The 25456-nt window shown below is 63.7% G+C and carries 23 protein-coding genes; 13 read left to right on the top strand and 10 right to left on the bottom strand.

The window, feature by feature from the left end; all coding sequences use genetic code 11:
• The 5 genes from R2601_RS27090 to R2601_RS19490 all read left to right on the top strand — a co-directional run bounded on the left by R2601_RS27090 (position 1) and on the right by R2601_RS19490 (position 5198).
• Positions 1-162 (top strand): hypothetical protein, encoded by a 162-nt coding sequence (locus R2601_RS27090; protein ID WP_007801523.1) that lies wholly within the window; start codon positions 1-3, stop codon positions 160-162.
• A gap of 5 nt (positions 163-167) precedes the next feature.
• The gene (gene araD, locus R2601_RS19505; RefSeq protein WP_007801521.1) at positions 168-1901 is read left to right on the top strand and encodes an L-arabinonate dehydratase; all 1734 of its coding nucleotides are present in this window, start codon (positions 168-170) and stop codon (positions 1899-1901) included.
• 11 nt (positions 1902-1912) lie between these two features.
• A complete protein-coding gene (locus R2601_RS19500) occupies positions 1913-2638 on the top strand; it encodes a ribonuclease activity regulator RraA (RefSeq protein WP_007801519.1) in 726 nt (241 codons plus the stop codon).
• A 68-nt stretch (positions 2639-2706) separates the two neighbouring features.
• A complete protein-coding gene (locus R2601_RS19495) occupies positions 2707-4221 on the top strand; it encodes an aldehyde dehydrogenase (NADP(+)) (RefSeq protein WP_007801517.1) in 1515 nt (504 codons plus the stop codon).
• A gap of 191 nt (positions 4222-4412) precedes the next feature.
• Complete coding sequence (locus R2601_RS19490) at positions 4413-5198, top strand: L-2-amino-thiazoline-4-carboxylic acid hydrolase (RefSeq protein WP_217626393.1); 786 nt, start codon at positions 4413-4415, stop codon at positions 5196-5198.
• A 211-nt stretch (positions 5199-5409) separates the two neighbouring features.
• On the opposite strand, the gene R2601_RS19485 is transcribed toward R2601_RS19490, so the two are convergent.
• On the bottom strand, positions 5410-6420 hold the full coding sequence (locus R2601_RS19485) for a GlxA family transcriptional regulator (RefSeq protein ID WP_254656085.1): 1011 nt from the start codon (positions 6418-6420) through the stop codon (positions 5410-5412).
• Between the two features lie 37 nt (positions 6421-6457).
• Between R2601_RS19485 and R2601_RS19480 the strand changes: the two genes are divergently transcribed.
• Genes R2601_RS19480 through R2601_RS19470 form a run of 3 tightly spaced genes read left to right on the top strand, consistent with a single transcriptional unit; the run spans position 6458 to position 8154 of the window.
• Positions 6458-7000 (top strand): cysteine hydrolase family protein, encoded by a 543-nt coding sequence (locus R2601_RS19480; protein WP_007801512.1) that lies wholly within the window; start codon positions 6458-6460, stop codon positions 6998-7000.
• A gap of 15 nt (positions 7001-7015) precedes the next feature.
• Positions 7016-7786, top strand: coding sequence for an MBL fold metallo-hydrolase (locus R2601_RS19475; RefSeq protein WP_007801510.1), 771 nt, complete (start codon positions 7016-7018; stop codon positions 7784-7786).
• Positions 7787-7788: 2 nt separating this feature from the next.
• Complete coding sequence (locus tag R2601_RS19470; RefSeq protein WP_007801508.1) at positions 7789-8154, top strand: ester cyclase; 366 nt, start codon at positions 7789-7791, stop codon at positions 8152-8154.
• A gap of 310 nt (positions 8155-8464) precedes the next feature.
• On the opposite strand, the gene R2601_RS19465 is transcribed toward R2601_RS19470, so the two are convergent.
• From R2601_RS19465 to R2601_RS19450, 4 genes are read right to left on the bottom strand one after another with little or no spacing between them, the layout of a single operon-like run.
• Entirely contained in the window at positions 8465-9418 is a 954-nt protein-coding gene (locus tag R2601_RS19465; RefSeq protein WP_007801506.1) for a GlxA family transcriptional regulator, read from the bottom strand.
• A gap of 53 nt (positions 9419-9471) precedes the next feature.
• Positions 9472-10461 (bottom strand): glycine betaine/L-proline ABC transporter substrate-binding protein ProX, encoded by a 990-nt coding sequence (gene proX / locus R2601_RS19460; RefSeq protein ID WP_007801504.1) that lies wholly within the window; start codon positions 10459-10461, stop codon positions 9472-9474.
• Positions 10462-10483: 22 nt separating this feature from the next.
• The gene (locus R2601_RS19455) at positions 10484-11470 is read right to left on the bottom strand and encodes an ABC transporter permease (RefSeq protein ID WP_007801502.1); all 987 of its coding nucleotides are present in this window, start codon (positions 11468-11470) and stop codon (positions 10484-10486) included.
• A gap of 14 nt (positions 11471-11484) precedes the next feature.
• A complete protein-coding gene (locus tag R2601_RS19450; protein ID WP_007801500.1) occupies positions 11485-12564 on the bottom strand; it encodes a quaternary amine ABC transporter ATP-binding protein in 1080 nt (359 codons plus the stop codon).
• 129 nt (positions 12565-12693) lie between these two features.
• Here R2601_RS19450 and R2601_RS19445 point away from each other — a divergent pair, with 129 nt between their 5' ends.
• From R2601_RS19445 to R2601_RS19430, 4 genes are read left to right on the top strand one after another with little or no spacing between them, the layout of a single operon-like run.
• Complete coding sequence (locus R2601_RS19445) at positions 12694-13416, top strand: GntR family transcriptional regulator (RefSeq protein ID WP_007801497.1); 723 nt, start codon at positions 12694-12696, stop codon at positions 13414-13416.
• Complete coding sequence (locus tag R2601_RS19440) at positions 13413-14315, top strand: dihydrodipicolinate synthase family protein (protein ID WP_007801495.1); 903 nt, start codon at positions 13413-13415, stop codon at positions 14313-14315. Before R2601_RS19445 ends, R2601_RS19440 begins: the two co-directional genes overlap by 4 nt.
• A gap of 5 nt (positions 14316-14320) precedes the next feature.
• On the top strand, positions 14321-15814 hold the full coding sequence (locus R2601_RS19435; RefSeq protein WP_007801493.1) for an aldehyde dehydrogenase: 1494 nt from the start codon (positions 14321-14323) through the stop codon (positions 15812-15814).
• Positions 15811-17148 carry an NAD(P)/FAD-dependent oxidoreductase gene (locus R2601_RS19430; RefSeq protein ID WP_040545579.1) on the top strand — a complete coding sequence of 446 codons (1338 nt, stop codon included), beginning with the start codon at positions 15811-15813 and terminating at the stop codon, positions 17146-17148. Before R2601_RS19435 ends, R2601_RS19430 begins: the two co-directional genes overlap by 4 nt.
• Before the next feature lie 60 nt (positions 17149-17208).
• Here the strand turns inward: R2601_RS19430 and R2601_RS19425 are convergent, their stop codons facing one another.
• The 5 genes from R2601_RS19425 to R2601_RS19405 form a co-directional block, all read right to left on the bottom strand.
• Positions 17209-18312 carry a mandelate racemase/muconate lactonizing enzyme family protein gene (locus R2601_RS19425; RefSeq protein WP_007801489.1) on the bottom strand — a complete coding sequence of 368 codons (1104 nt, stop codon included), beginning with the start codon at positions 18310-18312 and terminating at the stop codon, positions 17209-17211.
• Positions 18313-18367: 55 nt separating this feature from the next.
• The gene (locus R2601_RS19420; RefSeq protein WP_040545577.1) at positions 18368-19924 is read right to left on the bottom strand and encodes a trimethylamine methyltransferase family protein; all 1557 of its coding nucleotides are present in this window, start codon (positions 19922-19924) and stop codon (positions 18368-18370) included.
• 21 nt (positions 19925-19945) lie between these two features.
• Positions 19946-21034, bottom strand: coding sequence for an FAD-binding oxidoreductase (locus R2601_RS19415; RefSeq protein WP_007801485.1), 1089 nt, complete (start codon positions 21032-21034; stop codon positions 19946-19948).
• A 3-nt stretch (positions 21035-21037) separates the two neighbouring features.
• Positions 21038-22294: an aromatic ring-hydroxylating oxygenase subunit alpha gene (locus R2601_RS19410; RefSeq protein ID WP_007801482.1), complete on the bottom strand. Its 1257-nt coding sequence runs from the start codon at positions 22292-22294 to the stop codon at positions 21038-21040.
• Between the two features lie 180 nt (positions 22295-22474).
• On the bottom strand, positions 22475-23107 hold the full coding sequence (locus R2601_RS19405) for a TetR/AcrR family transcriptional regulator (protein ID WP_007801480.1): 633 nt from the start codon (positions 23105-23107) through the stop codon (positions 22475-22477).
• Between the two features lie 157 nt (positions 23108-23264).
• Here R2601_RS19405 and hpbA point away from each other — a divergent pair, with 157 nt between their 5' ends.
• Positions 23265-25301 carry an N-methyl-L-proline N-demethylase HpbA gene (gene hpbA / locus R2601_RS19400; protein ID WP_007801478.1) on the top strand — a complete coding sequence of 679 codons (2037 nt, stop codon included), beginning with the start codon at positions 23265-23267 and terminating at the stop codon, positions 25299-25301.
• Positions 25302-25456: the final 155 nt, after the last annotated feature.

Raw genomic sequence — 25456 nt, 5'->3', positions numbered from 1 at the left:
ATGTCAGATGACCATCTCACCCGACAGGACGAAGACCTCTCCGCACCCGAGCTCGCCGCCGAGGACCGTCAGGACGGCCACGATTTCGGCAACTGGCCGGAGCTCCTTGGTCTCGCCCTCACGGCGCTCCTGATCTGGCTCACCTTTGCTTTCACGGGATGACCACAATGACCCGCAAGACACCTGAAACCCTGCGGTCCGCCCGCTGGTTCGCGCCGGACGACCTGCGCTCCTTCGGCCACCGCTCGCGAATGATGCAGCTCGGCTACGGTGAAGAGGATTACCGCGATAAGCCGGTGATCGGAGTGCTCAACACCTGGTCCGAGCTCAACACCTGCCACGCCCATTTCAAGGACCGCGTGCATGACGTGAAGCGCGGCGTGCTGCAGGCCGGCGGCCTGCCGGTCGAGATGCCGGCGCTCTCGGTCGACGAGAGCAACATCAAGCCGACCTCGATGCTCTATCGCAACATGCTGGCGATGGAGACCGAGGAGATGATCCGCTGCCACCCGCTCGACGGCGTGGTGTTGATGGGCGGCTGCGACAAGACCACGCCCGGCCTCGTCATGGGGGCGATCAGCGCCGGCGTGCCGCTGATCTACCTGCCCGCAGGGCCCATGCTGCGGGGCAACTACGCCGGCAAGATCCTCGGCTCTGGCTCGGATGCCTGGAAATACTGGGACGAGCGCCGTGCCGGCAACATCTCGGATGAGGAATGGCTCGGCGTGCAGGGCGGCATCGCGCGTTCGGCGGGCACCTGCATGACCATGGGCACCGCCTCGACCATGACGGCGATCGCCGATGCCATGGGCATCACCCTGCCCGGTGCCTCGTCGATCCCCGCGGTCGACAGCAACCACCAGCGCATGTCCGCCGCCTGCGGGCGCCGCATCGTCGAGATGGTCTGGGAGGACATGACCCCCGACCAGATCATCACCGCAGGCGCCTGCCGGAACGCCGCCATCGTCGCCATGGCAACCGGCTGCTCGACCAACGCGGTCGTCCACCTCATAGCCATGGCCCGCCGGGCCGGCGTGCCCATGCAGCTCGAGGAGCTCGACGAGCTCGGTCGCAATACGCCGCTGATCGCCAACGTCCGCCCCTCGGGCAAGGACTACCTGATGGAGGATTTCTACTACGCCGGCGGCCTGCGCGCGCTGATGAAGCAGCTCGAGGACCGGCTCGACACCTCTTGCATGACGGTCACCGGCAAGACCATGGGCGAGAACCTCGAGGGCGCCGAGGTCTATAACGACGACGTCATCCGGCCTCTGTCGAACCCGGTCTATCACGAGGGCTCCCTCGCCGTGCTCAAGGGTAATCTCTGCCCGATGGGTGCGGTCATCAAGCCCGCTGCCTGCGATCCGAAATACCATGTCCACGAAGGCCCGGCACTGGTGTTCGACAGCTACCCGGAAATGAAGAAATTCGTCGACGACGAACAGGCCGAGGTGACGCCCGACCATGTCATGGTGTTGCGCAACGCCGGCCCGCTCGGCGGCCCGGGCTTCCCCGAATGGGGCATGCTGCCGATCCCCAAGGCGCTGATCAAGCAGGGCCACCGCGACATGTTGCGGATCTCGGATGCGCGCATGTCCGGCACCTCCTACGGTGCCTGCGTACTGCACGTCTCGCCCGAGAGCTTCGTCGGCGGCCCGCTTGCCCTGCTCAGGACCGGCGACATCGTACGCCTCGACCTGCCCAACCGCTCGCTCGACATGCTGGTCAGCGAGGAAGACCTCGAGACGCGCCGCAAGGCCCTCGTGCCGCCGGAACCGCGCTTCGAGCGCGGCTGGGGCTGGATGTTCTCCAAGCACGTGCTGCAGGCCGACGAGGGCTGCGACTTCGACTTCCTGAAATCCGACTTCGGCAAGACCGCCGGAGAACCCGACATCTTCTGAGGACTCCAGAAATGACCGATTACGTCCTGTCCGACGAGACCCGCGCCAAGTACAAGCGCATCTCGACCGCCTCCATCGCGACCCAGCTCTACAAGCGCGGCCTGCGCAACCAGTTCATCCAGGGCGTGCAACCCGTTGCCGCGAAATCCGCCAACATGGTCGGGCAGGCCTTCACCCTGCGCTACATCCCGGCCCGCGAGGATCGCAACCCGATCGAGGTGTTCCGAAACGCCGATCACCCGCAGCGCGTCGCGGTCGAGACCTGCCCCGCAGGGCACGTGCTGGTGATGGATGCACGCGGCGATTCCTCGGCGGCCACCGCGGGCTCGATCCTCGTCACCCGCATGGCGGTGCGCGGGTGCGCCGGGCTCGTCACCGACGGCGGCCTGCGCGACTTCGAGGGCATCGGCGCGCTCGACATGCCGGCCTACGCCGCGCGCCCCTCGGCACCCACCAACCTGACCAAGCACGAGGCGCTCGACATCAACGTGCCCATCGCCTGCGGCGAGGTCGCGGTGTTTCCCGGCGACGTGCTGGTGGGAGACCGCGACGGCGTCATGGTGATCCCGGCGCATCTGTCCGACGAGATCGCCGAGGTCTGCGCCGGCATGGAGGATTTCGAGGCCTTCGTGCTCGAGGAGGTCGAGAACGGCGCGCCGATCATCGGGCTCTACCCCTGCACCAAGGACGAGAACCAGAAGAAGTTCGAAGCCTGGTGCGAAAAGACCGGCCTCTGACACCTGCCACATCGGATGGGCGCGGAGAGCTCCGCGCCCTTTCTCTTGCACGGACGAAAGGACATCCCATGAGCTTCACCCCCCACGGCAAGCACCTGATCGCCGGAAACTGGATCGCCTCGGACGCGACCTTCACCTCCGAGCCCGCCCACGGGCCCGCGCACGCGTTCAGCATCGGCACGCCCGAGCTGGTGACCCGCGCCTGCGAGGCGGCCGAGGAGGCGTTCTGGAGCTACGGCTACACCAGCCGCGAAGAGCGCGCCGCCTTCCTCGACGCCATCGCCGACGAGATGGAGGCCCGCGCCGAGGCCATCACCGCGATCGGCACCCAGGAGACCGGCCTGCCCGAGGCCCGGCTTCAGGGCGAGCGCGGCCGCACCACCGGACAGCTCCGCCTTTTCGCCGAGCACATCCGCAAGGGCGACTATCTCGACCGCCGCCATGACGCGGCGCTGCCCGACCGCGCGCCGCTGCCGCGCCCCGACCTGCGGATGATGCAGCGCCCGATCGGTCCGGTGGCCGTGTTCGGTGCCTCGAACTTTCCGCTGGCCTTCTCCACCGCAGGCGGCGACACCGCCGCGGCGCTGGCCGCCGGCTGCCCGGTGGTGGTCAAGGGCCACTCGGCCCATCCCGGCACCGGCGAGATCGTTGCCGAGGCGATCCACGCCGCCATCGCGTCGTGCGGCATGCCCGAGGGCGTGTTCTCGCTGATCCAGGGCGGCAAGCGCGATGTCGGCCAGGCGCTGGTCCAGCACCCGCAGATCAAGGCGGTGGGCTTCACCGGCTCGCTCGGCGGCGGCCGGGCGCTCTTTGATCTCTGCGCCCAGCGTCCCGAGCCGATCCCGTTCTTCGGCGAGCTGGGCTCGGTCAACCCGATGTTCGTCCTGCCCGAGGCCGCCCGCGCCCGTGGCGCCGAGATCGGCAGCGGCTGGGCCGGCTCGCTCACCATGGGGGCAGGCCAGTTCTGCACCAATCCCGGCATCGCGGTGATCGGCACCGGCGCCGAGGGCGATGCCTTCGTCGAGGCCGCCGCCAAGGCGCTCACCGACGCGCTGGCGCAGGTCATGCTGACCGAGGGCATCGCGCAGGCCTATCGCGACGGCAAGGCCCGGTTCGACGGGCGCAACACCGTCAAGCCGGTGCTGACCACCGAGCAGGAGGGCCGCAACGCCAGGCCCAACCTCTACCAGACCGATGCCGCGAGCTACCTGCAGGACCACGCGCTCGGGGAAGAGGTCTTCGGCCCGCTCGGGCTGGTGATCCGCGTCGCCTCCGATGACGAGATGGCCCAGCTCGCCCGCGGCTTCGAGGGCCAGCTCACCGCCACCATCCACATGGACGAGGGCGACACCGCCGACGCCCGCGCGCTGCTTCCGATCCTCGAACGCAAGGCCGGCCGGGTTCTGGTCAATGGCTTCCCCACCGGCGTCGAGGTCGCGGACACCATGGTCCATGGCGGGCCCTACCCGGCCAGCACGAACTTCGGCGCCACCTCCGTGGGCACGCTGTCGATCCGCCGCTTCCTGCGCCCGGTCTGCTACCAAAACATCCCCCAAGGCGTGCTGCCCGACGATCTCGCATAGGCCGGCCGATGTTGGGGCCGTAAAGGCCTGAGCCAACGCGGCTGCTGCCTCTGGACAAGGGCCGCCTGCCGCTGAACACATGCGGCGGCACGCAATTCGACTGATCCGGCTGGTCCACTCACACAATTGGGACGGGCCATTCGGATCAGTCCCAACAAGCCGCCGCGACCATGCCGAACAACGGGTATTGCATGATCGCCACGACCCTCATGTCGGGGCCATACCTTGCGTCAGCAGCACCTGCTTGCACGTCACCAGAAACCAAAGATTGGCGAGGCCGTGACAACCGAAACCATTCCGGCAAGGAAGGTCGTCAGCCAGGGCCGGGAACAAGATTGTTGCAAGGTAGAAGCGAGGCCGACAGTTTCTGCCTGAAGGCATTCAAACGCGCCCTGCCCTGCTATCCACAGGCGGTCGTCAGTACCGACACGAAAGGAGAGGTCCACATGTCAAAGTCTCGAGATAAGCAGTTTGAGACCACGGTTGCTGGTGAAATCGGTATTCTCGCTCGCAGACGCATAGAGGCAGCCATCATTGCTCCCATATACAAGGAAATAGCGCTGCGCTACGGCGATGAGGCGGCCAAGAGCATCATAGACACCGCGATAAGAACTGCCGCGCTGGAAGCTGGCAAGAGCTTTGCACAGAAGACCCCTGGAGGAACCGATTTGAGGAGTTTTCAGGACCTTCAGGTACTCTGGACGCAGGACGATGCCCTGTCCATTGAAATTGAGAAAGCATCAGATAAAGAGTTTCATTATAAGGTAACGCGTTGCCGTTACGCAGAAATGTACCAAGAAATGGGTCTTGGCGATATCGGCCATCTGCTTTCGTGCAACCGAGACTACGTCTTCCCCGAGGGCTATAATACAGACATTAAACTTCAGCGCACGCAAACAATCATGGAAGGCTCTTCTTGTTGCGATTTTAGGTACAGCTACAAGAGCCAAGACCAAGATTCTGGTGTTTCAGGCTAAGTTCGGCATGGGCATCGGCGCATCCGCAAAAACGCGTCTTATGCAGATATCGGGATCGAGCCCGGGCAAGAGCTGCACCATGCCATCCCCCTGCGACAGGTGCCGCTCGCCTACGGATCCGAGCGCCTTTCTCAACGTCTAAAGATGGCGCCATCACGATCTTCTTCTGCAAAGCGTAGAGCGAAGCCTCCGCTATTCCAACACGGCCCCGTCAGGCATGAAACCGTCGACGATACTCGCGCGGTGTCAAACCGACAATGCGGTGAAAAACTTTACGGAAAGCTCCCGGGTCAGCGTAGCCAACCTCCCACGAGACGCGTTCCACCGGTAAACGCCCGAACTGCAGAAGCTCTTGGGCCTTCGCAACCCGAAGCCGCTGGGCGTATTCCGTGGTGGTCAGGCCCGTGGCCTTCTGGAAGCGGCGCAACAAGGTGCGCTCCTCCAGTCCGGCCTCCGCCGCCAATGTCGCGAGCCGCGCCTCCTTCCCTTCGCTTGCCTGCAGGACATGCTGGGCCTTCAGGACCGCTGCATCGCCATGGCTCAGGCGCGGGGAGAACCCACTGTAGTAGCGCTGCTCCCGGCCAGGAGGGTCGACCAGCATCATCTGGGCCGTTTTCCCCATGACGACGGGGCCGAGAAAGCGCTCTATCAGCTTCAGTCCCAGATCTGTCCAGGACATCAAACCGCCTGCCGAAAGGATGTCACCGCCATCGATGACAAGCCGGTCCGGATCAAGGTCTACCTCCGGGAACCTTGCGCGGAAGGCATCTGCATAGGCCCAATGCGTCGTTGCCGCCCGCCCTGCGAGTAACCCTGTTTCCCCCAGAAGAAACGCTCCGCCGCAGACCGAGGCGAGCACGGTCCCTGCCGCGTGGCGCGCGCGAAGCCAGTGCGCGATCGGTGAGGCGGCTTCGGAGCTGATCGGGGCCTCCAATGACGGGGGCACGATCAAAACCTGGCACTGATCGGCAGACGATCCCGGAAGGTCTTGCAGCGCCTCCGCGCCATCGTCTGCTTTGATCATACGGACGTGAAGCCTCTGACCGCCGCCCCCCGCATTCGGGGTCATGCGGTCCGCGACGTGAAACAGATCCTCGAGGCCCATGGCCGCCGAGCGCTGCGCGCCGGGGTAAAGAACGATGCCAATCCTGACTTCTGTCATTTGTCGATATCGCCCCGGATTTTGTCGATTGCGCCAATGGAGTGAAATCTCGGGTGTCATTAGTTTGGCGTCAAGCCAAGCGAAGGAAGGAAATCCGATGTCGAACCGCGCTATCATCGTTATCGACCTGCAGAATGAATACTGGCCGGGCGGCAACCTGCCGCTGGAAGGCATCGATGCCGCCGCTGCCAACGCCGCCCGGGTCATCGCCCATGGCCGCGAAAATGGCGATCTGATCGTCAACATCCGCCACGAGATGCCCGGCGCGCCGGTTTTCGTGCCCGGCTCGGTCGGCGTGGAGATCAACAAGAGCGTCGCTCCCGCTCAAGGAGAGCCGGTCATCACCAAGAACTTCCCCAACTCTTTCCGCGAGACCAGCCTGAAGGACCTGCTGGACGAGAAGGGCATCGGGGAGGTCATCGTGGTTGGTGCCATGAGCCACATGTGCGTGGATGCAACAGTCCGAGCCGCCAACGACTTCGGCTACACGACCACCACCATCCATGACGCTTGCGCCACCCGCGAACTGGAGTTCAACGGCGCGACCGTTCCGGCCGCCCATGTCCAGACGGCGATGATGTCCGCGCTGGCCTTCTTCTACGGCGAGGTCATCTCGACCGACGCCTTCATCGCACGCTAAGCCGGAGACATTCCCATGAAAATCCACCAGATCCGCAACGCCACCCTGATCGTCACCTTTGGCGGCAAACGCTTCCTCGTCGATCCTTACCTGGCCGACAAGGACGCCTATCCCGGCTTTGAAGGCACGGTGAACAGCGAAATCCGCCACCCGCGCGTCGCGCTGTCGACCCCGATGGACACCGTCCTCGACTTCGATGCGCTGATCCTGACGCACCTGCATCCCGATCACTTCGACGAGGCCGCGGTCAAGCTGCTGCCGCGGGACAAGCCAGTCTTCGTACAGGATTATTCCGATGCCGAGCTGATCAAGGCCATGGGCTTTACCGATGTTCGTCCGCTGGGCATCGAGACGACGTTCGAAGGTGTCACCCTGTCGCGTACCCGCGGCCAGCACGGCTCGGACCAGGCCTATGTCTACGGCGCCGAACTTCTGGGCAACGTGATGGGCGTCGTGTTCCGCGCGATGGGCGAAAAGACGCTCTACCTGGCCGGCGACACCGTCTGGAACCAGATGGTCGAGACCAATCTCGAAATGTTCAAGCCCGATGTCATCGTCTTGGCGGCCGGCGATGCACAGGTGCCGGGCCTCGGCTCCATCATCATGGGCACCGCCGACATCAAGGCGGTTCATGACGCGGCGCCCGAGGCGCAGATCATCGCCAGCCACATGGAAACGGTGAACCACTGCGTTCTGAGTCGCGCCGAGCTGGCCTCCTTCGCCGAGGCAAATGGCATGACCGAGCGCCTGTCGATCCCGGCCGACGACACCGTGCTCGAGTTCTGAGGATGAGCGAGAGCAACAAGGCCACCGTCCGCGCCTTCTACGAGGCACTGAACGATCGCCGTTTCGACGATCTGGCGCAGTATTGCCATCCAGGTTTCGTGTTCTACCACCAAGTGGACACGCCGCATTGGGGCGTCGAGGGCTTCCGCGCCTCCGAAGAGAAGAACTTCGCCGCCTATGACGATTGGCAGATGCCACTGATCAAGCTGATTGCAGAAGGCGACCAAGTGGCCGCATACCTGATCTTCGAAGGCACCCATGCCCGCGACTGGGCAGGAATACCCGCCTCGGGACGCAAGCTTCGGTTCTCTTTTCATGAAGCTGACGCTCAGGGACGGGCTGATCATCGAGAAACGGGCGCATTTTGACCGCGCCGATATCAGGCAGCAGCTCACAGGCTAGGCCTGCTCCCCTGCTGGGCCCCGACCGCTCGGGGCCCAGCACAAGATATCAGACGCGCGCCCGAAGGACATTCAGACAACGAAGCTACCCATGCGGGTCATGCGGCACTGGCGAAGAGCACTTGCGCCACTGCGTCGACAGGCCCCTGCCAAACCTCTTGGCCTACTGAAACAGCTCCGCGCGCGTGGGGCAGGATGGAGGGGGACGCCATGATCAGACGTCCCGCCGACATCGCGTCGTCACAGGGTCGCACAGGCAAGACCGGCCAGCAGGGCTCTACTTCAGCTTGCCCCGCTGCATCATCGGCGTCACGCCGAAGGCGGTCCTGTACACCCGCGAAAACGTTCCCGAGTTTTCGAAGCCGCAGGCGAGAGCAATCTCCATGACGGACCGGTCCGTCTGCACCAGAAGGTTTCGCGACTTATCCAGGCGCAGTTCCATGTAGTACTTCTTCGGCGAGCTGTTGAGGTATTTACCGAACAGGCGCTCCATCTGGCGCAGCGAGATACCGACCTCGCGCGCGATCTGCGACGGGCTTCGCGGAGTCTCGATGTTGCGTGACATGATGTCGATCGCCCGTACCAAGTGCGGATTGCGCATGCCATTCCGTGACTGCAACGAAACTTTCTGCGCAGCCGATGAGTCACGTACGGCATTATAGACCATCTGGTCCGCCACCGCGACGGCTAGGTCTTTGCCGTGGTCGCGCTCGATCAGGTGCAGCATGAGGTCGGCGGTCGCAGTTCCCCCCGATGCTGTGATGTGACGCTCATCTACGACGAAGACGTTGCGAACGAGGTTGATCTCGGGAAACTCCTCCATGACGAGATCATGATATTCCCAGTGGATCGCGGCCTGCATGCCGTTCAGAAAGCCGCCCTTTGCCAAAACGTAGGCGCCGGAGCAGAGCGCCCCGATCCGGGCCCGCCCGTGGCGGTCGGCGTGGCGTAGCGCGGCAATGAGCTCGGCGTGATCCTTACTGTGCATGCCGATGCCCGACAGCACGAACAGCCTGTCGCAGGCAGGGAGAGCGTGAAAGGCGTGATGCACCAGGATCGTGGTGCCGTCGGAGCTGGCAACGGTCTCGCCGCTGAGCGAGGCATAAGACCAGCGATACAGCTCTTCCCCGCGGATCAGGTTGGCGATGCGCAGGGGGTCAACGGCACAGGAAAAGGCGATGTGGGTAAAGTCTTCGACCAAGGCAAAGACAAAGTGCTGCGTTGCGGTCAATCTCGCCCATCCTTCAAAGGCGGGCCGCAGGCGATCCCCGCGGCCCCAATGGATCAGCTTGCTGCAGCGCGAGCCTGCTCCAGCCAGCCGTCGTAGGTTTCCTGGTTCTCAGAGATCCAGTCTGCCACATGCTGGTCGATATCGTCAGAGCTATCGGCGCCATCGGCCATCAGCTTGTTCTGAGCCGAGATATCGTTGATTTTGATCTGCGCAACCTCGAACAGTTTCGCTGCGGCAGGGTTGTCGGCGAGGAAATCATCGGTGGCGAGGATGTAGATGTTGTCCACGGCGAAGCCGATGTTCTTGCCGTCGAACGTGGTCTCCGCCTCGACGCCGTCGGGCAATGAGGTATAGGGCACCTCCAGCCATTCCACGTCTTCACCCGGCACCAGCGCGCCCGACACCCAGTAGGGCGTCCAGGTGTAATAGAGGATCGGGTCGCCGTTTTCGTGGCGGGCAATCACGTCGGCCATGATGGCGTTGTAGGAGCCCTGGTTGTGGGTCACTGTGTCGCGCAGGCCGTATTCCTCCAGGTGATGCTCGATGACACGCTCGCAGCCCCAGCCCGGAACGCACCCCGCCAGATCGGCGGAGCCATCGCCATTGGCGTCGAACTTGGCCGCAACGTCCGGATCGGTCAGGTCGCCAAGGCTGGTGACGCCGGCGTCATAGGTTGCCTTGTCGACCAGGTAGCCCTGCAGCGTACCTTCGATAAAGGGGCCAACGCGCTCAAGTACGTCATCGCCGCCGGACTCATCGAAGAAGGCGCTTTGCAGCGTCTCCCAGTGCGCCGGGTAGAAATCACCATCGCCGGTCGCGAGGGCGAGATGCGCGGTCTGGATCTCGACTTCCTGCGGCTCGGCGACCTCATAGCCCAGATCTTCGAGGGCGCTGAACAGGACCCGTGCCTGGAACATCTCTTCGGCGATCAAGCCGATGATGGGGCGAACAGTTGTGCCTTCGCCGGGCATGTCCTGCGCCATTGCGGGCGCCGAAAGGCAGGTGGTGGCGACAAGGGTCGCGAAAATGTTGGGTCTGAACATATGTATCTCCCTGTTGTTGAGTTCAGGTTTCGGGTTTCGCCGTCGCCTGCGCAGCAGGCGGCGTCGTTTCGTTCTTTGGTCCGGTCATCCGCAATGCCAGACCGACCGGCCCGCCCTGCCACCAATGGCGGTGTCCACGCTCGCGACCAGACTGGCCCATGCCCTGACTGATGCGATCCAGCACGATGGCCAGGATCACGATGCCAAGGCCACCGACGATGGCCTTGCCGGCGTCCAGACGACCCATGGCGCGCAGCACCTCGTTGCCGAGTCCCTTCACCGAAATCATGGAGGCGATAACCACCATCGACAGCGACAGCATGATGGTCTGGTTCACGCCGGCCAGGATGGTCGGGGTGGCCAAGGGCAGTTCGACCTTGAAGAGGATCTGCCGCGGCGAGGCGCCAAAGGCCCGGGCGGCTTCGACGACCGAGGGGTTCACGCCTCGGATGCCCAGCGAGGTCAGGCGGATCAGCGGCGGCAGGGCGAAGATGATCGTGACGATCACGCCCGAGACGTTGCCGATCCCAACCAGCATGACCACCGGGACCAGATAGACGAACGCGGGGATGGTCTGCATCGTGTCGAGAACCGGCCTCAGCATCTTTTCGAAGGTGTCGTTCTTTGCAGCGAGAATGCCGAGCGGCAAGCCGATGACGAAACACACGACCACCGCTGCGATGACGATGGCCAGCGTCGTCATTGCCAGGCCCCAGGCATCTGGCGACAGCAGGCCGAGACAGGTCAGCGCGACGCCGACGATGATCGCGGTGCGCGAACCCGCGGCCTGCCATGCGATCAGCACCAGGAGGATCAGCATGAGTGTCGGCGGCACCGCGTTCAGGCTCGTGTCGATCGCCACCACCAGCTCGTTGAACACCTGCTTGATCGGCTGGATCACGTCGCGGTTGGAGATCGCCCACTGCTTGACGCCGTCGGCACTGTCAGCAATTCCGAGATCGACCGAGGAGAAGGGGTCAAGCCAATTGAAGGTCTCTTCGTTTTCCATGGAGCAGCTCCCGTTCAGGCGGCAGCGCCGGTATCATCGGCCCCGCCCTTGATGCCCCGAAGCAGGGCGTTCTTGGTGACGACGCCCAGCGGACGACCGTCGATCTTGACGACGATCGGGTGCTGGGTCGCGATGGAGAGGTTTAGCAGATCGTCGAGCGACTGCTCCGGGTGTGCCTCGGGCCATCCGGTCATGTCGGCATTCCCACGACGCTGTTCGTAGGACGCGACGGGCTCCATGATCTTGCCCGCCGACACGAGTTCGAGCTTGGAAATGCCAGCGACGAAATCCGCGACATAGTCGTCGGCGGGATTGGTCACGATGTCCTCTGGCGTCCCGATCTGCACGAGAACGCCATCCTTCATGATCGCAATGCGGTCACCGATGCGGATTGCTTCGTCGAGGTCGTGCGTGATGAAGAGCGTCGTCTTCTTCATCTCTGCCGACAGCGCCATGAAAGTATCCTGAAGCTGGCGGCGGATCAGGGGGTCGAGCGCCGAGAACGGCTCGTCCATGAGCAAGATCGATGGATCGGCCGCGATGGCCCGCGCCAGTCCGACCCTTTGTTGCATGCCGCCCGACAGCTCATCAGGATACTTGCTTTCCCAGCCATCCAGCTCGACCGAGTGAATCGCCCGCATCGCGTTGGCGTTGCGCTCCTTCACGGAATGGCCTCGCACCTCCTGGCTGAAGGCGACGTTCTCCAGAACCGTGCGATGCGGCATCAGCGCCATGCTCTGGAACACCATGCCGATCTTCTCGGCCCGAAGCTGCCGCAGATCCTTCTGCGACATCTCGTTGATGTTGCGACCCTCGATATAGATCGCCCCTGCCGTCGGTTCGATCAGGCGATTGATATGCCGGATCAGCGTGGATTTGCCGGAGCCCGACAAGCCCATGATGCAGAAGATCTCGCCACGCCTCACTTCGAACGAGGCATCACGCACGCCGACCACGCAATCGTACTGGTCTCGCGTTTCTTCCTTCGAAAGTCCCTGTTGCTGCACGGCTTGCAAGGCTTGGTCCGCCCTGCCGCCGAAGATTTTCCACACGCCATCGCAGCGGATGACGGCTTCGTCCGTTTCTTTGGTCATTTGATCCTCCGTGCAGAAAAAACAAAGACAGAAAACTTCTCTGTAGACAATATGTATTTTCTTATCCTACATGGATTTCAGCTCCCAGCCGCCAGTACAAAGGGTGGCTGCACCTGATGGAGACGAGAAATGGCCGACGACCCCAAGACGAAAAAAATGAAGTGCTTAGAGGACTTGCGGCGGAGAATCCTGACCGAGGATCTGGAGCCGGGCAGCTATCTGGATGAAACCCAGCTGGCAGAGGCCTACGAGATTTCCCGCCCCCCTCTGCGCGAAGTGCTGTTTCAACTGGCAGGCGAAGACTATGTCGTGCTGCACAAGAATCGGGGGACGCAGGTTGCCCCGATGACGCACAAGACGCTGCGAAACTTCTTCGTGGCCGCGCCGATGATCTACGCCGCCGTTTCGCGCCTCGCCGCGCTGAACGGGACGAAAGCACAGCTAATGCGCCTGAAGGACACGCAGCTTCTGTTCCGCGCCGCGATCCGGGACGGCGATGCTGCCGAACGCGCGCTCACCAACCAGAGCTTCCACGCGATCATTGGCGAAATGGCCTCGAACGAGTACCTTTTCCCCTCGCTGCGGCGCCTCCTGATCGACCACACCCGTATCGGCATGACCTTCTACAGCCCGCGCAACACATCCATGGCCCGGCAACGTACCGTTGCGGCCGACCAGCATGACCAATTCATCGCCCACATTGAGGCGGGCGATGCCGATGCCGCCGAGGCCCTTGCCATCGAGCACTGGGAGCTGTCGCGCGCCGAGATCCAGAATTTCGTCACCCCCCAGGGCATGCAGATCCCGCTTGGAGAGGCGCCAGGGGCCACAGCCATAAAGGGAGCTTCATGAAGTTCGAAGGCATATACACGCCTGTCATCACGCCCCACCGCGACGATGGCAGCATCGACCGGGACGCCTTTGCCGCGCAGATCGAGTATCTGATCGACGCGGGTGTCCACGGATTGATCAACGGCGGGTCGACTGGTGAATACTACGCCCAATCCATGGACGAACGCATGGAGATGGCGAGCCTTGCCAAGGACGTCATCGGGAACCGCGTACCGCTGATGATCGGCACGGTGGCGCTGCGCCTGCCCGACAGCATCGCCATGGCCGAGCACGCGGCCAAGATCGGGGCAGATTGTATCCTCGTGGGCTCTCCGCCCTACTCGGTGCCGACCGAGCGGGAGAACGCTCTGAACGCGCTGGCCATCGACCGCGCCGCAGACCTGCCGATCATGCTGTACAACTATCCGGGCCGGATGGGCATCAACATGGGCGAGGAGTTCCTTGACCGGGTGGGACGCTCGCGCAATGTCTGCGCGATCAAGGAAAGCTCGGGTGACATCAACCGGGTCCACCTGCTCGCTCGCGACTATCCGCATATCCAGATGTCCTGCGGCATGGACGATCAGGCGCTGGAGTTCTTCGCCTGGGGCGCCCGCAGCTGGGTTTGCGCCGGGTCGAACTTCCTGCCGCAAGAGCATATCGCGCTCTACACCGCGTGTGCCGTCGAGGGAAATTTCGACAAGGGCCGCCGCATCATGTCCGCGATGATGCCGCTGATGCGCGTTCTGGAGCAGGGCGGCAAGTTCATCCAGTGCGTCAAGCACGGCGTCGAGATGAACGGTCTCTACGCCGGTCCGCCGCGGCCCCCGCTGAAGGGTCTCAACAAGGATGACAAGCGTCAGCTTGAACAGGTGGTCCGCGTGCTCAAGCGCACCGTGGCCGAAATCGCAGCGGAGTGACTGACATGAGCGATCTTCTGACGACCGAAGAATACAAAGCCATCGCCGCCGAACTGTCGTTCCCGACGCAGGCCTTCATCGATGGCAGTTTCCGCCCCGCGCAATCGGGCAAGACCTTCGACAGCCTGAACCCCGCCACCGGCGACGTTCTGGCCAAGGTTGCCGCCTGCGACGCGACCGATGTGGATTTCGCCGTCGAGAAGGCCCGCGATGCCTTCGAGGACGGCCGCTGGTCCCGCCTGCACCCGGCCGAGCGCAAGGAGGTGCTCATCAGGCTGGCCAAGCTGATGAAGCGCAACGCGCGTGAGCTGGCGGTGATGGAGAGCCTCGACAGCGGCAAGACGATCTACGACTGTGAGACCGTCGACATTCCCGAGACCATCCACTGCCTGCTCTGGCACGCTGAACTGATCGACAAGATCTATGACCAGCTCGCGCCGTCCTCCGACGATCATATCGCGATGGTGGTGCGGGAACCCGTCGGCGTCGTCGGTCTGGTGCTGCCCTGGAACTTCCCGCTGCTGATGCTGGCCTGGAAGATCGGCCCGGCGCTGGCTGCCGGCTGCTCGGTGGTGGTGAAACCGGCCGAGGAGACCTCTCTGACCGCACTGCGCCTTGCGGAACTGGCCGCTGAGGCGGGCCTGCCCGCGGGCGTCTTCAACGTGGTCCCGGGCGGCGGTGCCGAGGTCGGCGAGCCGCTGGGCCGTCACCCCGACATTGATGCCGTCTCCTTCACCGGCTCCACCGCAACCGGGCGGCGCTTCCTTGGCTACTCGGCCGAATCCAACATCAAGGAAGTCACGCTCGAGATGGGCGGCAAAAATCCTGCCGTCGTGCTCGACGATGCCGAGAACATCGACCGTGTCGCCGCGCACGTGGTCAACGGCGCCTTTTGGAACATGGGCGAGAACTGTTCGGCCAGCTCCCGTCTCATCGTACAGAAAGGGATCAAGGACGCCCTGATCGAGCGCATCATCGCCCACACCCGCGAATGGCCGGTTGGTGACCCCCTAAACCCGGAAACGCGCGTCGGCGCGTTGGTGTCGAAGGCGCATTTCGAGAAGGTGGCAAGCTATCTCGAGGGGGCGAAAGCGCTGGTGGGTGGCAAGGCCGAAAACGGCTTCGTCGAACCCACGGTGATCGAGGCCCGCCGCGATGACCGGCAGGTGCGCGAAGAGATCTTCGGGCCGGTGCTCTCGGTCCTGACAGTCGAAGGCTTCGACGAGGCCATCGCGCTGGCCAACGACACCGAGTACGGGCTTGCGGCCTCGATCTTCACCGCCAACGTCAAAAAGGCGCTCCGCGGCGCGCGGGCGATCCGCGCCGGCACCGTCACGGTCAACAGCTTTGGCGAAGGCGACAGCGCGACACCGTTCGGAGGCTACAAGCAGTCCGGTTTCGGAGGCCGGGACAACGGCATCCATGCCCACGATCAGTACACCCAGCTGAAGACTATCTGGGTCGACCTTGGCGATGATGCAGACGAGGCCGTGGATTGACAAGACTGACGGTGCGCCAGCTGCCGGCTCTTCGCGGGCCGGCAGGATGGAACCGGCTGCTGCCGGCCGAGCCGCCTGTGACCTTGTATGGCGCCCGCACCGCCGACGTGTTGATCGTCGGTGCAGGCTTTGCCGGTCTCTCGGCGGCGCGGCGCATGCGCCAGCTCGAGCCCTCGGCGCGGATTGTCGTGCTCGAGGCCGGGAAGCTGGCCGACAGCTCGGCGGGCCGCAATTCCGGCTTCATGATCGACCTGCCGCACGATCTGGCGTCTGACGACTATGCCGGCAGCGGAGATGACCGCACGATGATCGATCTCAACCGGCGGGCCATCGGGTTCGCCGGCGAGGCCGTTGCGGACTATGGCATCTCGCCCGGGTTCTTCGACCGCGCCGGAAAGATCAACGGCGCCGCCTCCGAGACCGCCGCGGCGCACAACCAGAGCTACGCCCGTCATCTCGAAAGTCTCGGCGAACGCTCCGAGCTGCTGGATGCGCGGCAAATGCGCGAGATCACCGGATCCTCGCACTATCTGGGCGGGCTGTACACGCCCGGCACGGTCATGCTCCAGCCGGCGGGATACATCCGGGGGCTGGCCACAGGCTTGCGCCGCGACGGCGTCGAGGTCCTGGAGAATGCGCCCGTCACGGAATTGGAACGCGTATCGGGCGACTGGCGCGCCTCGACGGCGTCCGGAACCGTGACCGCCGGTCGCGTCATCCTGACCGTGAACGGCCATCTCGAGAGCTTCGGGTTCGAAACCGGGCGGCTCATGCAGGTTTTCCTGTTCGCGGTGATGACGCCCGAGCTGGACAACGAGACCATCTCGCGGCTCGGCGGTCATCCGCGCTGGGGCATCACGCCTTCGGATCCGATGGGCACCACCATCCGCCGGATCGACGCGGGTCAGGGTGGCAACCGCATCGTGACCCGCACCTGCGCGGCTCTCCGGCCCGGCATGAAGGTCGGCGACGCGGATCTGGCGCGTGCGGCCCGGGTCATGCAGGACAAGTTCGACCAGCGGTTTCCGCAACTTGCCGGCATGGAGATGGAGCACGCTTGGTCCGGTCACCTGTGCCTGACGATGAACGGGGTCTCGGTCATGCGCCAACTGGACGACGGCCTGTTCTCGGGCTGCGTCCAGAACGGGCTCGGGACGGCGCGCGGCACGCTGACGGGGATGGGCGCGGCGGAACTCGCCAGCGGAAACAGCAGCGCCATCACCGCACATTTCACAGGCGAGGCCCGCCCCAGTCGTCTGCCCCCCCGCCCCTTCCGCGAGATCGGCGCCAATGCCTGGATGCGTTGGAAAGAGTACCGCGCCGCGAAGGAATGACATCGCGCGTGGCCTGTCGGCCGCGCGCTTCAACGCCCTGAGGCCAAGCCCGGATCATGCTCATGCGGAGAAGAGCGGTGGTCCGAAACGCTCGGGGTCGATGGTCAATCCAAGACCCGGACCCTGCGGGACACGGATTCGTCCCCCCTCAATGCGCACGCCGTTCTCCGCATCGTAGTGCTCTGCAACATAGGGCTGTGCAAGCCACGCCCCTTCCATCAGCCGCGGCAAGACTGTCGAGGCGATGTGTGTGCAGGCGGCCGAGACAATATCCCCACCCCAGGCGTCGTCGCATGTGTGCGGCAGATTCCGCGCCGCGCAAAAGTCCCGAAACGCGCGCATGTGCTGCAGCCCGCCAATGCGGCTGACCTTCATGCCGAAGCCGTCGACAAGGGACGTCGCCGCGGCGGTGATCACCGTGTTCAGGCTGGTGCCATCCTCGTCCATGTAGAGCGCGTGGTGACACAGCGGGCGGATCGCCTCCAGATCCTCGAAGGAGTTGCAGGGTTGCTCCATCACGAAGGGAATGTCGGGGCATTCGCGGCTGAAGCGCAGGGCGTCACGGGTTGTCCAGCCGCGATTGCCGTCGGCCGCAAGGGCAATACCGGTGCCGCGGACAGCCTCCCAGACCTTGCGGATCGCCTCGATGTCGATCTCGATGGGTCGCGCGCCAAGCTTCACCTGAAGCCGGGAATATCCCTCGCGCTGCTTTTCGAGGGCCTGCCTTGCAGCCTCGTCGGGCTCCATCACCCCCAGTGAGTAATATGAGGAGACGCTATCGGTAAGAGCACCGCCCAGGAGTTCGTGAACAGGCACGCCAAGCCGCTTGCCCCAGAGATCGTGAACCGCGATATCCAGCGCGGACTTGGCATAGTTGTGTCCGCACAACAGGCTGTCCATGCGGGTGTGCAGTGGCAGGGGCAGAGCCTCCGCGCCGGCGAGGCCGGAAGCCAGAACCTCGAGGGCGGCAAGGGCCCCGCCCGCATGGGCCTCGGCATAGGTGGGACCGACCGGACAGGTCTCTCCCCAGCCGATCGTGCCGTCCTCGGCAATGATCTTGACGATGGTGGTCGTCAGCGACCAGACGTCCCCGCTGGCGATGCGGTAAGGACCATTCACGACCGGAAGGTCGTGCTGGAAAAGCTGGATCTCGGCAATCTTCATGGCTGTTATCCCGAAAAAAAGGACCCGCCATCGCGGCGGGCCAGTTGGGGAGGTGTCAGTATGTCTGGTTCAGGGCATCCGCTGCCGGGATCTCGCGTTCGCGCCTGTCGATGAAGTCGCGCAGCGCGTCGTCCCGCGCCTCGTCCAACTTCGGCTCCTCGTAGGCATCCAGAAGCGACCGGGCATGGTCGAGGGCGCGCGCTGTGATCTCCTTGCAGCCTTCGGCGGTCCACTGCTCGATCGAGTTGTTGTCGAAGAGCTTGGGCATGTAGAACGCCGTCTGGAAGTTGTCCTGCGTATGCGGATGGCCCAGATAGTGTCCTCCGGGACCGACGTCGCGGATCGCAGAAAGCGCTGCATCGAAGTCCGCCCAGTTCGGACCTTCGGCCATGCGACAGGCCATGGCGCACTGCTCCGCATCGACGACGAACTTCGCGACGGAGCAGTGCATGCCAGCCTCGTTCCATCCCGCCGAGTGCCAGATATAGTTGGCGCCGGAATGCATCACGGCCGAAAGCGTTGCGCCGCTCTCATAACCGGCCTGAGCGTCGAAGGTTTTGGCCCCGCCCAGCGTGTTCGAGGTCCGCCAGGGAATGCGGTACCAGCGCGCCATCTGCCCGATCATGAAGTTCATCAAGCTGATCTCGGGCGTCCCCGCCATCGGTGCGCCGGATTTCATCGACACCGTGGACAGGTAGTGTCCGTAGATCGCGGGGCAGCCGCGCCGGATCACCTGCGTGTAAGCCAGAGCCGAGAGCGCCTCGGCGTTCAGTTGCGCGACTGCCGCAGGCACCGAAGCGGGGGTATTCGCGCCACCAAGCACGAAGGGCGAGCACAGCACTGGCTGGTTTCGGCGGCAGAAGGCCCGCATGGCGCCCAGCATCGTCTCGTCCCACACCAGCGGCGAGTTGCCGTTGATGTTTCCGGTCGTAACAGGATTGGTCTCCAGAAAGTCCTCGCCGAACAGCAGCGCACACATCTGCATCACATCTTCGGCGTTCTTCGGGCTGGTCGTCATGCCCATGAAGATCTTGTCCGAGTGTTTCATCGAGGAGTAGGTGATGCGCAGATGGCGCTGGCTGATCGGGTGATCGCAGGGCTCTACGATGTGGTGGGCGGTGGAATGCAGCGCCGGTGACATATGTGCCAGCTTGTGGAACATCGCCAGATCTTCGAGCGTAGGCGTTCGCCGTACGTCATCGAGGTCGCGCAGGAAGGGCGCGCCGGTCATCGGCACGAAGATCGCGTGCTGCCCCCCCAAACGCAGGTTGTTTTCCGGGTTTCGGGCGCTGTAGGTGAAATCCGCCGGAATGGTGGCGATCAGGTCACGCACCAGCCCACGATCAAGGTAGACCCGCTCCCCAACGACCTTCGCTCCGATCGCGCTCCAGTCCGCAAGGGCCTCCGGGTCGCGAAAGACCACGCCAACCTGCTCAAGGATGTCCATGGAGGCCGCATCGATCCGTTCAACCATCTCGTGATCGAGGACTTCGCACGGCGGCAAGGTATTGTGCAGACCGGGCAACATTGCAACATCGTGCTTGCTGCGGCGCGAGCGCCGTGCCGCGCGCCCTCCGCTGCGCCCCCGCTTTGCCGCTGCCTCTGTCTCCATGGTTGCCCTCCGATTTAACCCTCAGATATCAACTTCGACCTGGCCGACCGGCTTCGAGCAGCAGGCAAGGATGTAGCCGTCCGCGATGTCGTCTTCCGAAATGCCGCCGTTGTGGACCATGTGGACCTCGCCCTTGGTCTTGCGGATCTTGCATGTCCCGCAAACCCCGAAGGTGCAGCCCGAGGGGATGTTCAGCCCCGCACCACGGGCGACGGCCAGGACCGTGTCCGTCTCGGTGCAACCCGCCGTCACCTTGGAGCTCACGAAAGTGATCTGTGCCGCCACCGACTCGTCAGGTGTGACATCGTCAAGGTCTGGCACGTCCTCGGCAGTTTCCGCAGGTGCGGAAAAGCTCTCCTGACTGTAACGCGACATGTCGTAGCCAAGGCCGATCAGCATCTCCCGTACGGCATCCATGAAGGGCTCCGGTCCGCAGCAGTAGATGTCGCGCTCCAGATAGTCTCCGGCAACGATACCGATCATGATCTGGTTGAGCCTGCCGCGCAGACCCGTCCAGACCTGAAAAGGGTCGTCCTCCTCAACGATGAACGTGAGCTTGATTGACGGCACGCGCGACGCCATCGCGGCCAGGGAGCGCCGTCCTATGATCTCACCGGGCCGACGGGCGCAGTTGATGATACTGACGTCGATATCAGTCCCTCTGTCGTAGAGGTACGTCGTCATCGCCAGCGTTGGCGTCACGCCGGACCCGGCCGAGATGAAGAGGTACTTCTTCTTCCTTGCGGTCGTATCCAGCGTGAACTGGCCTGCCGGGCCGATTGCCTTGACCCGCATTCCGGGCATCAGTTTCTCCAGCATCCAGCGCGTCCCGATGCTGCCGGGCTGTGCTTTCACCGTGATCGACAAAGACAGAGGTCGCGAAGGTGAGGAACTGATTGTGTAGGTCCGGTAGAGCGGCCCGCCGGGCACCGGCAGTTCCAGCGTCAGGAACTGCCCGGGCTCGTACTTGAACAGGTTTCCGGAGGGAGAGACGAAGCTTATGGTGACCGTGTCCGGTGCCTCTGGAACAACGGCACAGCACTCCAGCATCTCGCTATCGGTCCAAATGCCGCTGTTCGCGGTGGCAATGAGATCAGACGTGATCGACATGGCTTATTCTGCCGCCACGGTGAGCTTGCCGCGCCGGTCCGGCCCGGTGATGGCGCGGACGATGGTCTCGGCGTACCAATCGGTGAACTGGATGTTGCCGCCCTCATGGGTCGGCGAATAGGGGCCCGGTCGGTAGGCAGGGCTGAGAATGCCGCGCTGGTTGTTCTCAACCACTTCGCGGTCCTCATCGTTGGTCGCGAGCCAGACCTCGGTCAGGCGCTTGACATCGTAGTCCTGGCCCTCGACCGCATCCTTGTGAACCAGCCACTTCGTGCAGACCTCGGTCTCCGTGGCACTGATCGGCGTGACGCGGAAGATCAGGGCATGGTCAGACAGGAAATGGTTCCAGCATCCCGGGTATTTGTACTTCAAGAGACTGCCGGCATCTTTGAAGGGGATCGAGCTGTTCGGTTTCGTGACAGCGACCTTCCCATCCAGAGTGTAGCTCTCGCCCGCGCCGAGCAACGGGGTGCGAACGAAGCGCCAGTCCCCCCGGACCGGATCCTCCTTGTGCGCGGAGGGAGCGCCGACCGCCTCGCAACGCGCGACATGGGTCTCGAGAAGCCCTGAAAGCTGTCCGGAGTCGTCGTTGCCGATGGCCCGCGGATCATCCGGGAAGGTCAGGCACAGCGAAGGGTGGTTGCCCGAGCAGTGATAGCATTCGCGGTTGTTTTCCCAGACGAGCTTCCAATTGCCCTTCTCGATGATCGTGCTTTCGAAAGCGACCTTGGAATTCTCCAGATCATGCGGGGCGAGATAGCGTGCGGCTTCGGCGGCAAAGTCCTCGAACTCGGGCGCCTCGTCCGCAAGGCAGATGTAGACCATTCCCGAGACATTGCGGCAATGAACTGACATCAGCCCGTGATCCGAAGCGACAAAGTCGGGGCCCATATCACGCGCCCAGAGAAGCGAGCCATCCAGCTCGTAGGTCCACTGGTGGTAAGGACAGACCAGCTTCGGGCCCCTGCCCTTCTTGGTCTTGCACAGGACCGAGCCGCGGTGCCGGCAGGCGTTGTGAAATGCGCGGATCTCACCATCGTTGCCGCGCACGATGACGACGGAATAGGCGCCGATCTCGTGCACGACGAATTCACCGGCCTTCGGGATCTCGCAGGCCGGGATGGCAAAGACCCATTCGCGGTACCAGATCTTCTCCATGTCGACCTCGAAGACGCCTGCGTCGCAATAGAGGTCCTGTTCCAGGGAATGTGCGGGGGTGCGGCGCATCAACAGCGACAGCACTTCGGATTCGCGCAGCATATGCGTACTCCTCTGAGCGGGCCGCAGAACACTGACGGACCGGGTCATCTGGGGAAGAAATTTGAAAGAAGAGTTGGCGCACGGCGTCTCTTCTTCTCGGCAGTACTGCACGGGATCAGGGGGGCGCACTTCGCAAATCGCGACATGTCGGCCGGGATGTCGCGACATGATGACTGGGGTTCAGTCGGGGACGGTCACTCTTGCGCGGAAACGTGCCATCTCGTCCGCTGAAGGCCGCTGTCCGGAGTAGACTTCCACATAGTAGGGAACGCGCTGAATCCGGTCCTCGACGCTTTCCGCGATCCGCATCGAGATATAGCCGATTTGCACGAGGTAGATCGTCCGGGCGCGCACGTCGGCATCTTCTTCCCCGTGTCCCCAGCGGAGCAGCAGCTCGCGCAGGGCCGACAGCCGCTTGGCATCCGCCTCCTGCAGCATGTCCGCGACCTCCGTGTCTTGCTGCGCCCAGGCGCGAACCGCCAGTTCCAGCCGCCGATCGAAGCCAATGTCGCCCAGGAAGATCGAGATCACGCCAAGAATGGCTTCGGCCTCGGTCGCGGCATAGGCCCTGGTGATCTCGAGAAGCGGTTCGGTCGTTGTCGCCTCCCAGCGCTGCAGCAGCGCGAGCAGCAATGCGCGGCGGTCCTTGAAGAACCAGTAGTAGCTGGTGCGCGACAAGTTCAGGGAATTGGCCAGCGGCAAGATCTTCACGGCGTCGACCCCCTTGTCGATCAACGCGTCATAGGCTGCATCAAGCCACAGTTCCGGCGAGCCACGCCAGCCGCGATCGGGAAGAGGGGTCTTGTCGGTCATCGCGCCATTTTCCATGACCCTTACGGGATGTCCAGAGATTGTACAGTGGTGTCGAATTTTCACATGGTCCCGTCGCATTCTGCTTCCTGCCGGACACGACATAGCTGTACATTTTTCCGTATCGTTTCTTACCCGGCACCCTCGGAGGCACCCGCACATGTCGAACGACCCGCTTCTCCAGCCCTATCAGCTCAAGCATCTGACGCTGAAGAACCGCATCATGATCACCAGCCACGAGCCGGCCTATCCCGAGGACGGCATGCCCAAGGACCGCTATCGCGCCTACCACGTGGAGCGCGCCAAGGCCGGCGTTGCGCTGACCATGACCGCAGGATCGGCCAGCGTGTCGCGCGACAGCCCGCCGGTGTTCAACAACATCCTCGCCTGGAAGGACGAGGTCGTGGCCCACATGTCCAAGCTGGCGCAGGAGTGCCACGACGAGGGCTGCGCGGTGATGATCCAGTTGACCCATCTCGGCCGCCGCACCCGCTGGGACAAGGCCGACTGGCTGCCGGTGGTCTCGCCGGGCCACGAGCGCGAGGCATCGCACCGCGCCTTCCCAAAGAAAATGGAAGACTGGGATATCGCGCGCATCGTCGAGGATTACGTGCAGGCCGCCGAACGCATGAAGGCGGCTGGCCTCGACGGGCTCGAAATCCAGGCCTACGGGCACCTGATGGACCAGTTCTGGTCGCCTCTGACCAACGATCTCGAGGGGCCCTACGGTGGCAGCCTCGACAATCGCCTGCGGTTCACCTTCGACGTGCTGCGCGGAATCCGGGAGCGTTGCGGCGAAGAGTTCCTGTTGGGCGTGAGATACACCGGTGACGAAGACCTGCCCGGCGGGTTCGACGCCAAGGACGGGATCGAGATCTCGCGCAAGCTCAAGGACAGTGGACTGGTCGACTTCCTCAACGTGGTGAAGGGCCATATTGCTACCGACGCAGGTCTGACCGACGTGATCCCGGTGCAAGGCATGCGCAACGCCCCGCACCTCGATTTCGCAGGTGAGATCCGCAAGGCCACCGACTTCCCGACCTTCCACGCCGCCAAGATCCCCGACGTGGCCACCGCGCGCCACGCGATCGCCTCGGGCAAGCTGGACATGGTGGGCATGACCCGCGCGCACATCGCGGACCCGCATCTGGTGCGCAAGATCGTCGAGGGCCGGGAGGATGACATTCGTCCCTGCGTGGGCGCCAACTATTGCCTCGACCGGATCTATCAGGGCGGCATGGCGCTTTGTCTGCACAACCCCTCGACCGGTCGCGAAATCGAACAGCCACACATGATCGCCAAGGCCGACACGCCCAAGCGCGTGACCATCGTGGGCGCGGGCCCCGCAGGCATGGAAGCCGCCCGCGTTGCGGCTGAGCGCGGCCACGAGGTGACCGTCTTCGAGGCCGCGGCCCAGCCGGGCGGCCAGATCCGCCTGACCGCCCTGCAGGAGCGTCGGCGCGAGATGTCCTCGATCATCGCATGGCGTTTCAATCAGTGCGAGAAGCTGGGCGTGACCTTCAACTTCAACAGCTTCGCCGATGAGGCCGACGTGCTGGCAACCGAGCCCGACGTTGTAGTCATCGCCACCGGCGGCCTGCCCCACACCGAGGTTCTGACCAGCGGCGACGACCTTGTGGTCTCGGCTTGGGACATCCTCTCAGGAGACGTGAAGCCGGGCAGCAACGTCCTGATCTTCGACGACGCGGGCGACCACGCGGGCCTGCAGGCGGCGGATATCATCGCTGCCACCGGCGCCCGGGTCGAGATCGTGACCCCCGATCGCGCCTTTGCCCCCGAGGTCATGGCGATGAACCTGGTGCCCTACATGCGCAGCCTCCAGGCGAAGGACACCACTTTTACCGTCACTTGGCGACTGACGGACGTGCAGCGCGACGGCAACGGGCTGAAGGCGGTGCTGGGGTCGGATTACGGCGGCGTGACCCGTACCCGCGAGGTCGACCAAGTGATCGTCAACCACGGCACCCGGCCGCTGGATGACCTCTATTTCGACCTCAAACCGAAATCGGTGAATCTTGGCGAGGTCGATCACGAGGCTTTGGTGGCTGGCGCCGCACAGAAGGTCGCAACCGGGCCGACTGACAGCTTCCAGCTGTTCCGCATCGGCGATGCGGTCGCGGCGCGAAACACCCATGCCGCCATCTACGACGCACTGCGCCTGGTGCGCACCGTCTGAGACACGCCATGTCCTGAAACGGAAAAGGGGCCAGCACTTGTCCGGCCCCTTTTCTGTTGTGTCTCTGCCTTGGGTCGGCGGCGGGATGAAAACTCTCGGCAGCAGGTCGCGCTGGAGGGGCTCGCATCTGCCCCGCCGGGTGTTGCCCGGACGAT

The sequence above is a fragment of the Salipiger bermudensis HTCC2601 genome, assembly GCF_000153725.1.
In the GTDB taxonomy this organism is placed as follows: domain Bacteria; phylum Pseudomonadota; class Alphaproteobacteria; order Rhodobacterales; family Rhodobacteraceae; genus Salipiger; species Salipiger bermudensis.
The sequence above is the reverse complement of the archived record's forward strand: the minus strand, read 5'-3'. Positions and strand labels throughout refer to the sequence as shown.

Coding starts and splice junctions, on each gene's coding strand:
- R2601_RS19450 (WP_007801500.1), bottom strand. CDS start 12,564: ATGACCAAAGAAACGGACGAAGCCGTCATCCGCTGCGATGGCGTGTGG.
- R2601_RS19445 (WP_007801497.1), top strand. CDS start 12,694: ATGGCCGACGACCCCAAGACGAAAAAAATGAAGTGCTTAGAGGACTTG.
- araD (WP_007801521.1), top strand. CDS start 168: ATGACCCGCAAGACACCTGAAACCCTGCGGTCCGCCCGCTGGTTCGCG.
- R2601_RS19495 (WP_007801517.1), top strand. CDS start 2,707: ATGAGCTTCACCCCCCACGGCAAGCACCTGATCGCCGGAAACTGGATC.
- R2601_RS19480 (WP_007801512.1), top strand. CDS start 6,458: ATGTCGAACCGCGCTATCATCGTTATCGACCTGCAGAATGAATACTGG.
- R2601_RS19405 (WP_007801480.1), bottom strand. CDS start 23,107: ATGACCGACAAGACCCCTCTTCCCGATCGCGGCTGGCGTGGCTCGCCG.
- R2601_RS19475 (WP_007801510.1), top strand. CDS start 7,016: ATGAAAATCCACCAGATCCGCAACGCCACCCTGATCGTCACCTTTGGC.
- R2601_RS19410 (WP_007801482.1), bottom strand. CDS start 22,294: ATGCTGCGCGAATCCGAAGTGCTGTCGCTGTTGATGCGCCGCACCCCC.
- hpbA (WP_007801478.1), top strand. CDS start 23,265: ATGTCGAACGACCCGCTTCTCCAGCCCTATCAGCTCAAGCATCTGACG.
- R2601_RS19415 (WP_007801485.1), bottom strand. CDS start 21,034: ATGTCGATCACGTCTGATCTCATTGCCACCGCGAACAGCGGCATTTGG.
- R2601_RS27090 (WP_007801523.1), top strand. CDS start 1: ATGTCAGATGACCATCTCACCCGACAGGACGAAGACCTCTCCGCACCC.
- proX (WP_007801504.1), bottom strand. CDS start 10,461: ATGTTCAGACCCAACATTTTCGCGACCCTTGTCGCCACCACCTGCCTT.
- R2601_RS19420 (WP_040545577.1), bottom strand. CDS start 19,924: ATGGAGACAGAGGCAGCGGCAAAGCGGGGGCGCAGCGGAGGGCGCGCG.
- R2601_RS19435 (WP_007801493.1), top strand. CDS start 14,321: ATGAGCGATCTTCTGACGACCGAAGAATACAAAGCCATCGCCGCCGAA.
- R2601_RS19490 (WP_217626393.1), top strand. CDS start 4,413: ATGATCGCCACGACCCTCATGTCGGGGCCATACCTTGCGTCAGCAGCA.
- R2601_RS19485 (WP_254656085.1), bottom strand. CDS start 6,420: ATGACACCCGAGATTTCACTCCATTGGCGCAATCGACAAAATCCGGGG.
- R2601_RS19455 (WP_007801502.1), bottom strand. CDS start 11,470: ATGGAAAACGAAGAGACCTTCAATTGGCTTGACCCCTTCTCCTCGGTC.
- R2601_RS19425 (WP_007801489.1), bottom strand. CDS start 18,312: ATGAAGATTGCCGAGATCCAGCTTTTCCAGCACGACCTTCCGGTCGTG.
- R2601_RS19500 (WP_007801519.1), top strand. CDS start 1,913: ATGACCGATTACGTCCTGTCCGACGAGACCCGCGCCAAGTACAAGCGC.
- R2601_RS19470 (WP_007801508.1), top strand. CDS start 7,789: ATGAGCGAGAGCAACAAGGCCACCGTCCGCGCCTTCTACGAGGCACTG.
- R2601_RS19440 (WP_007801495.1), top strand. CDS start 13,413: ATGAAGTTCGAAGGCATATACACGCCTGTCATCACGCCCCACCGCGAC.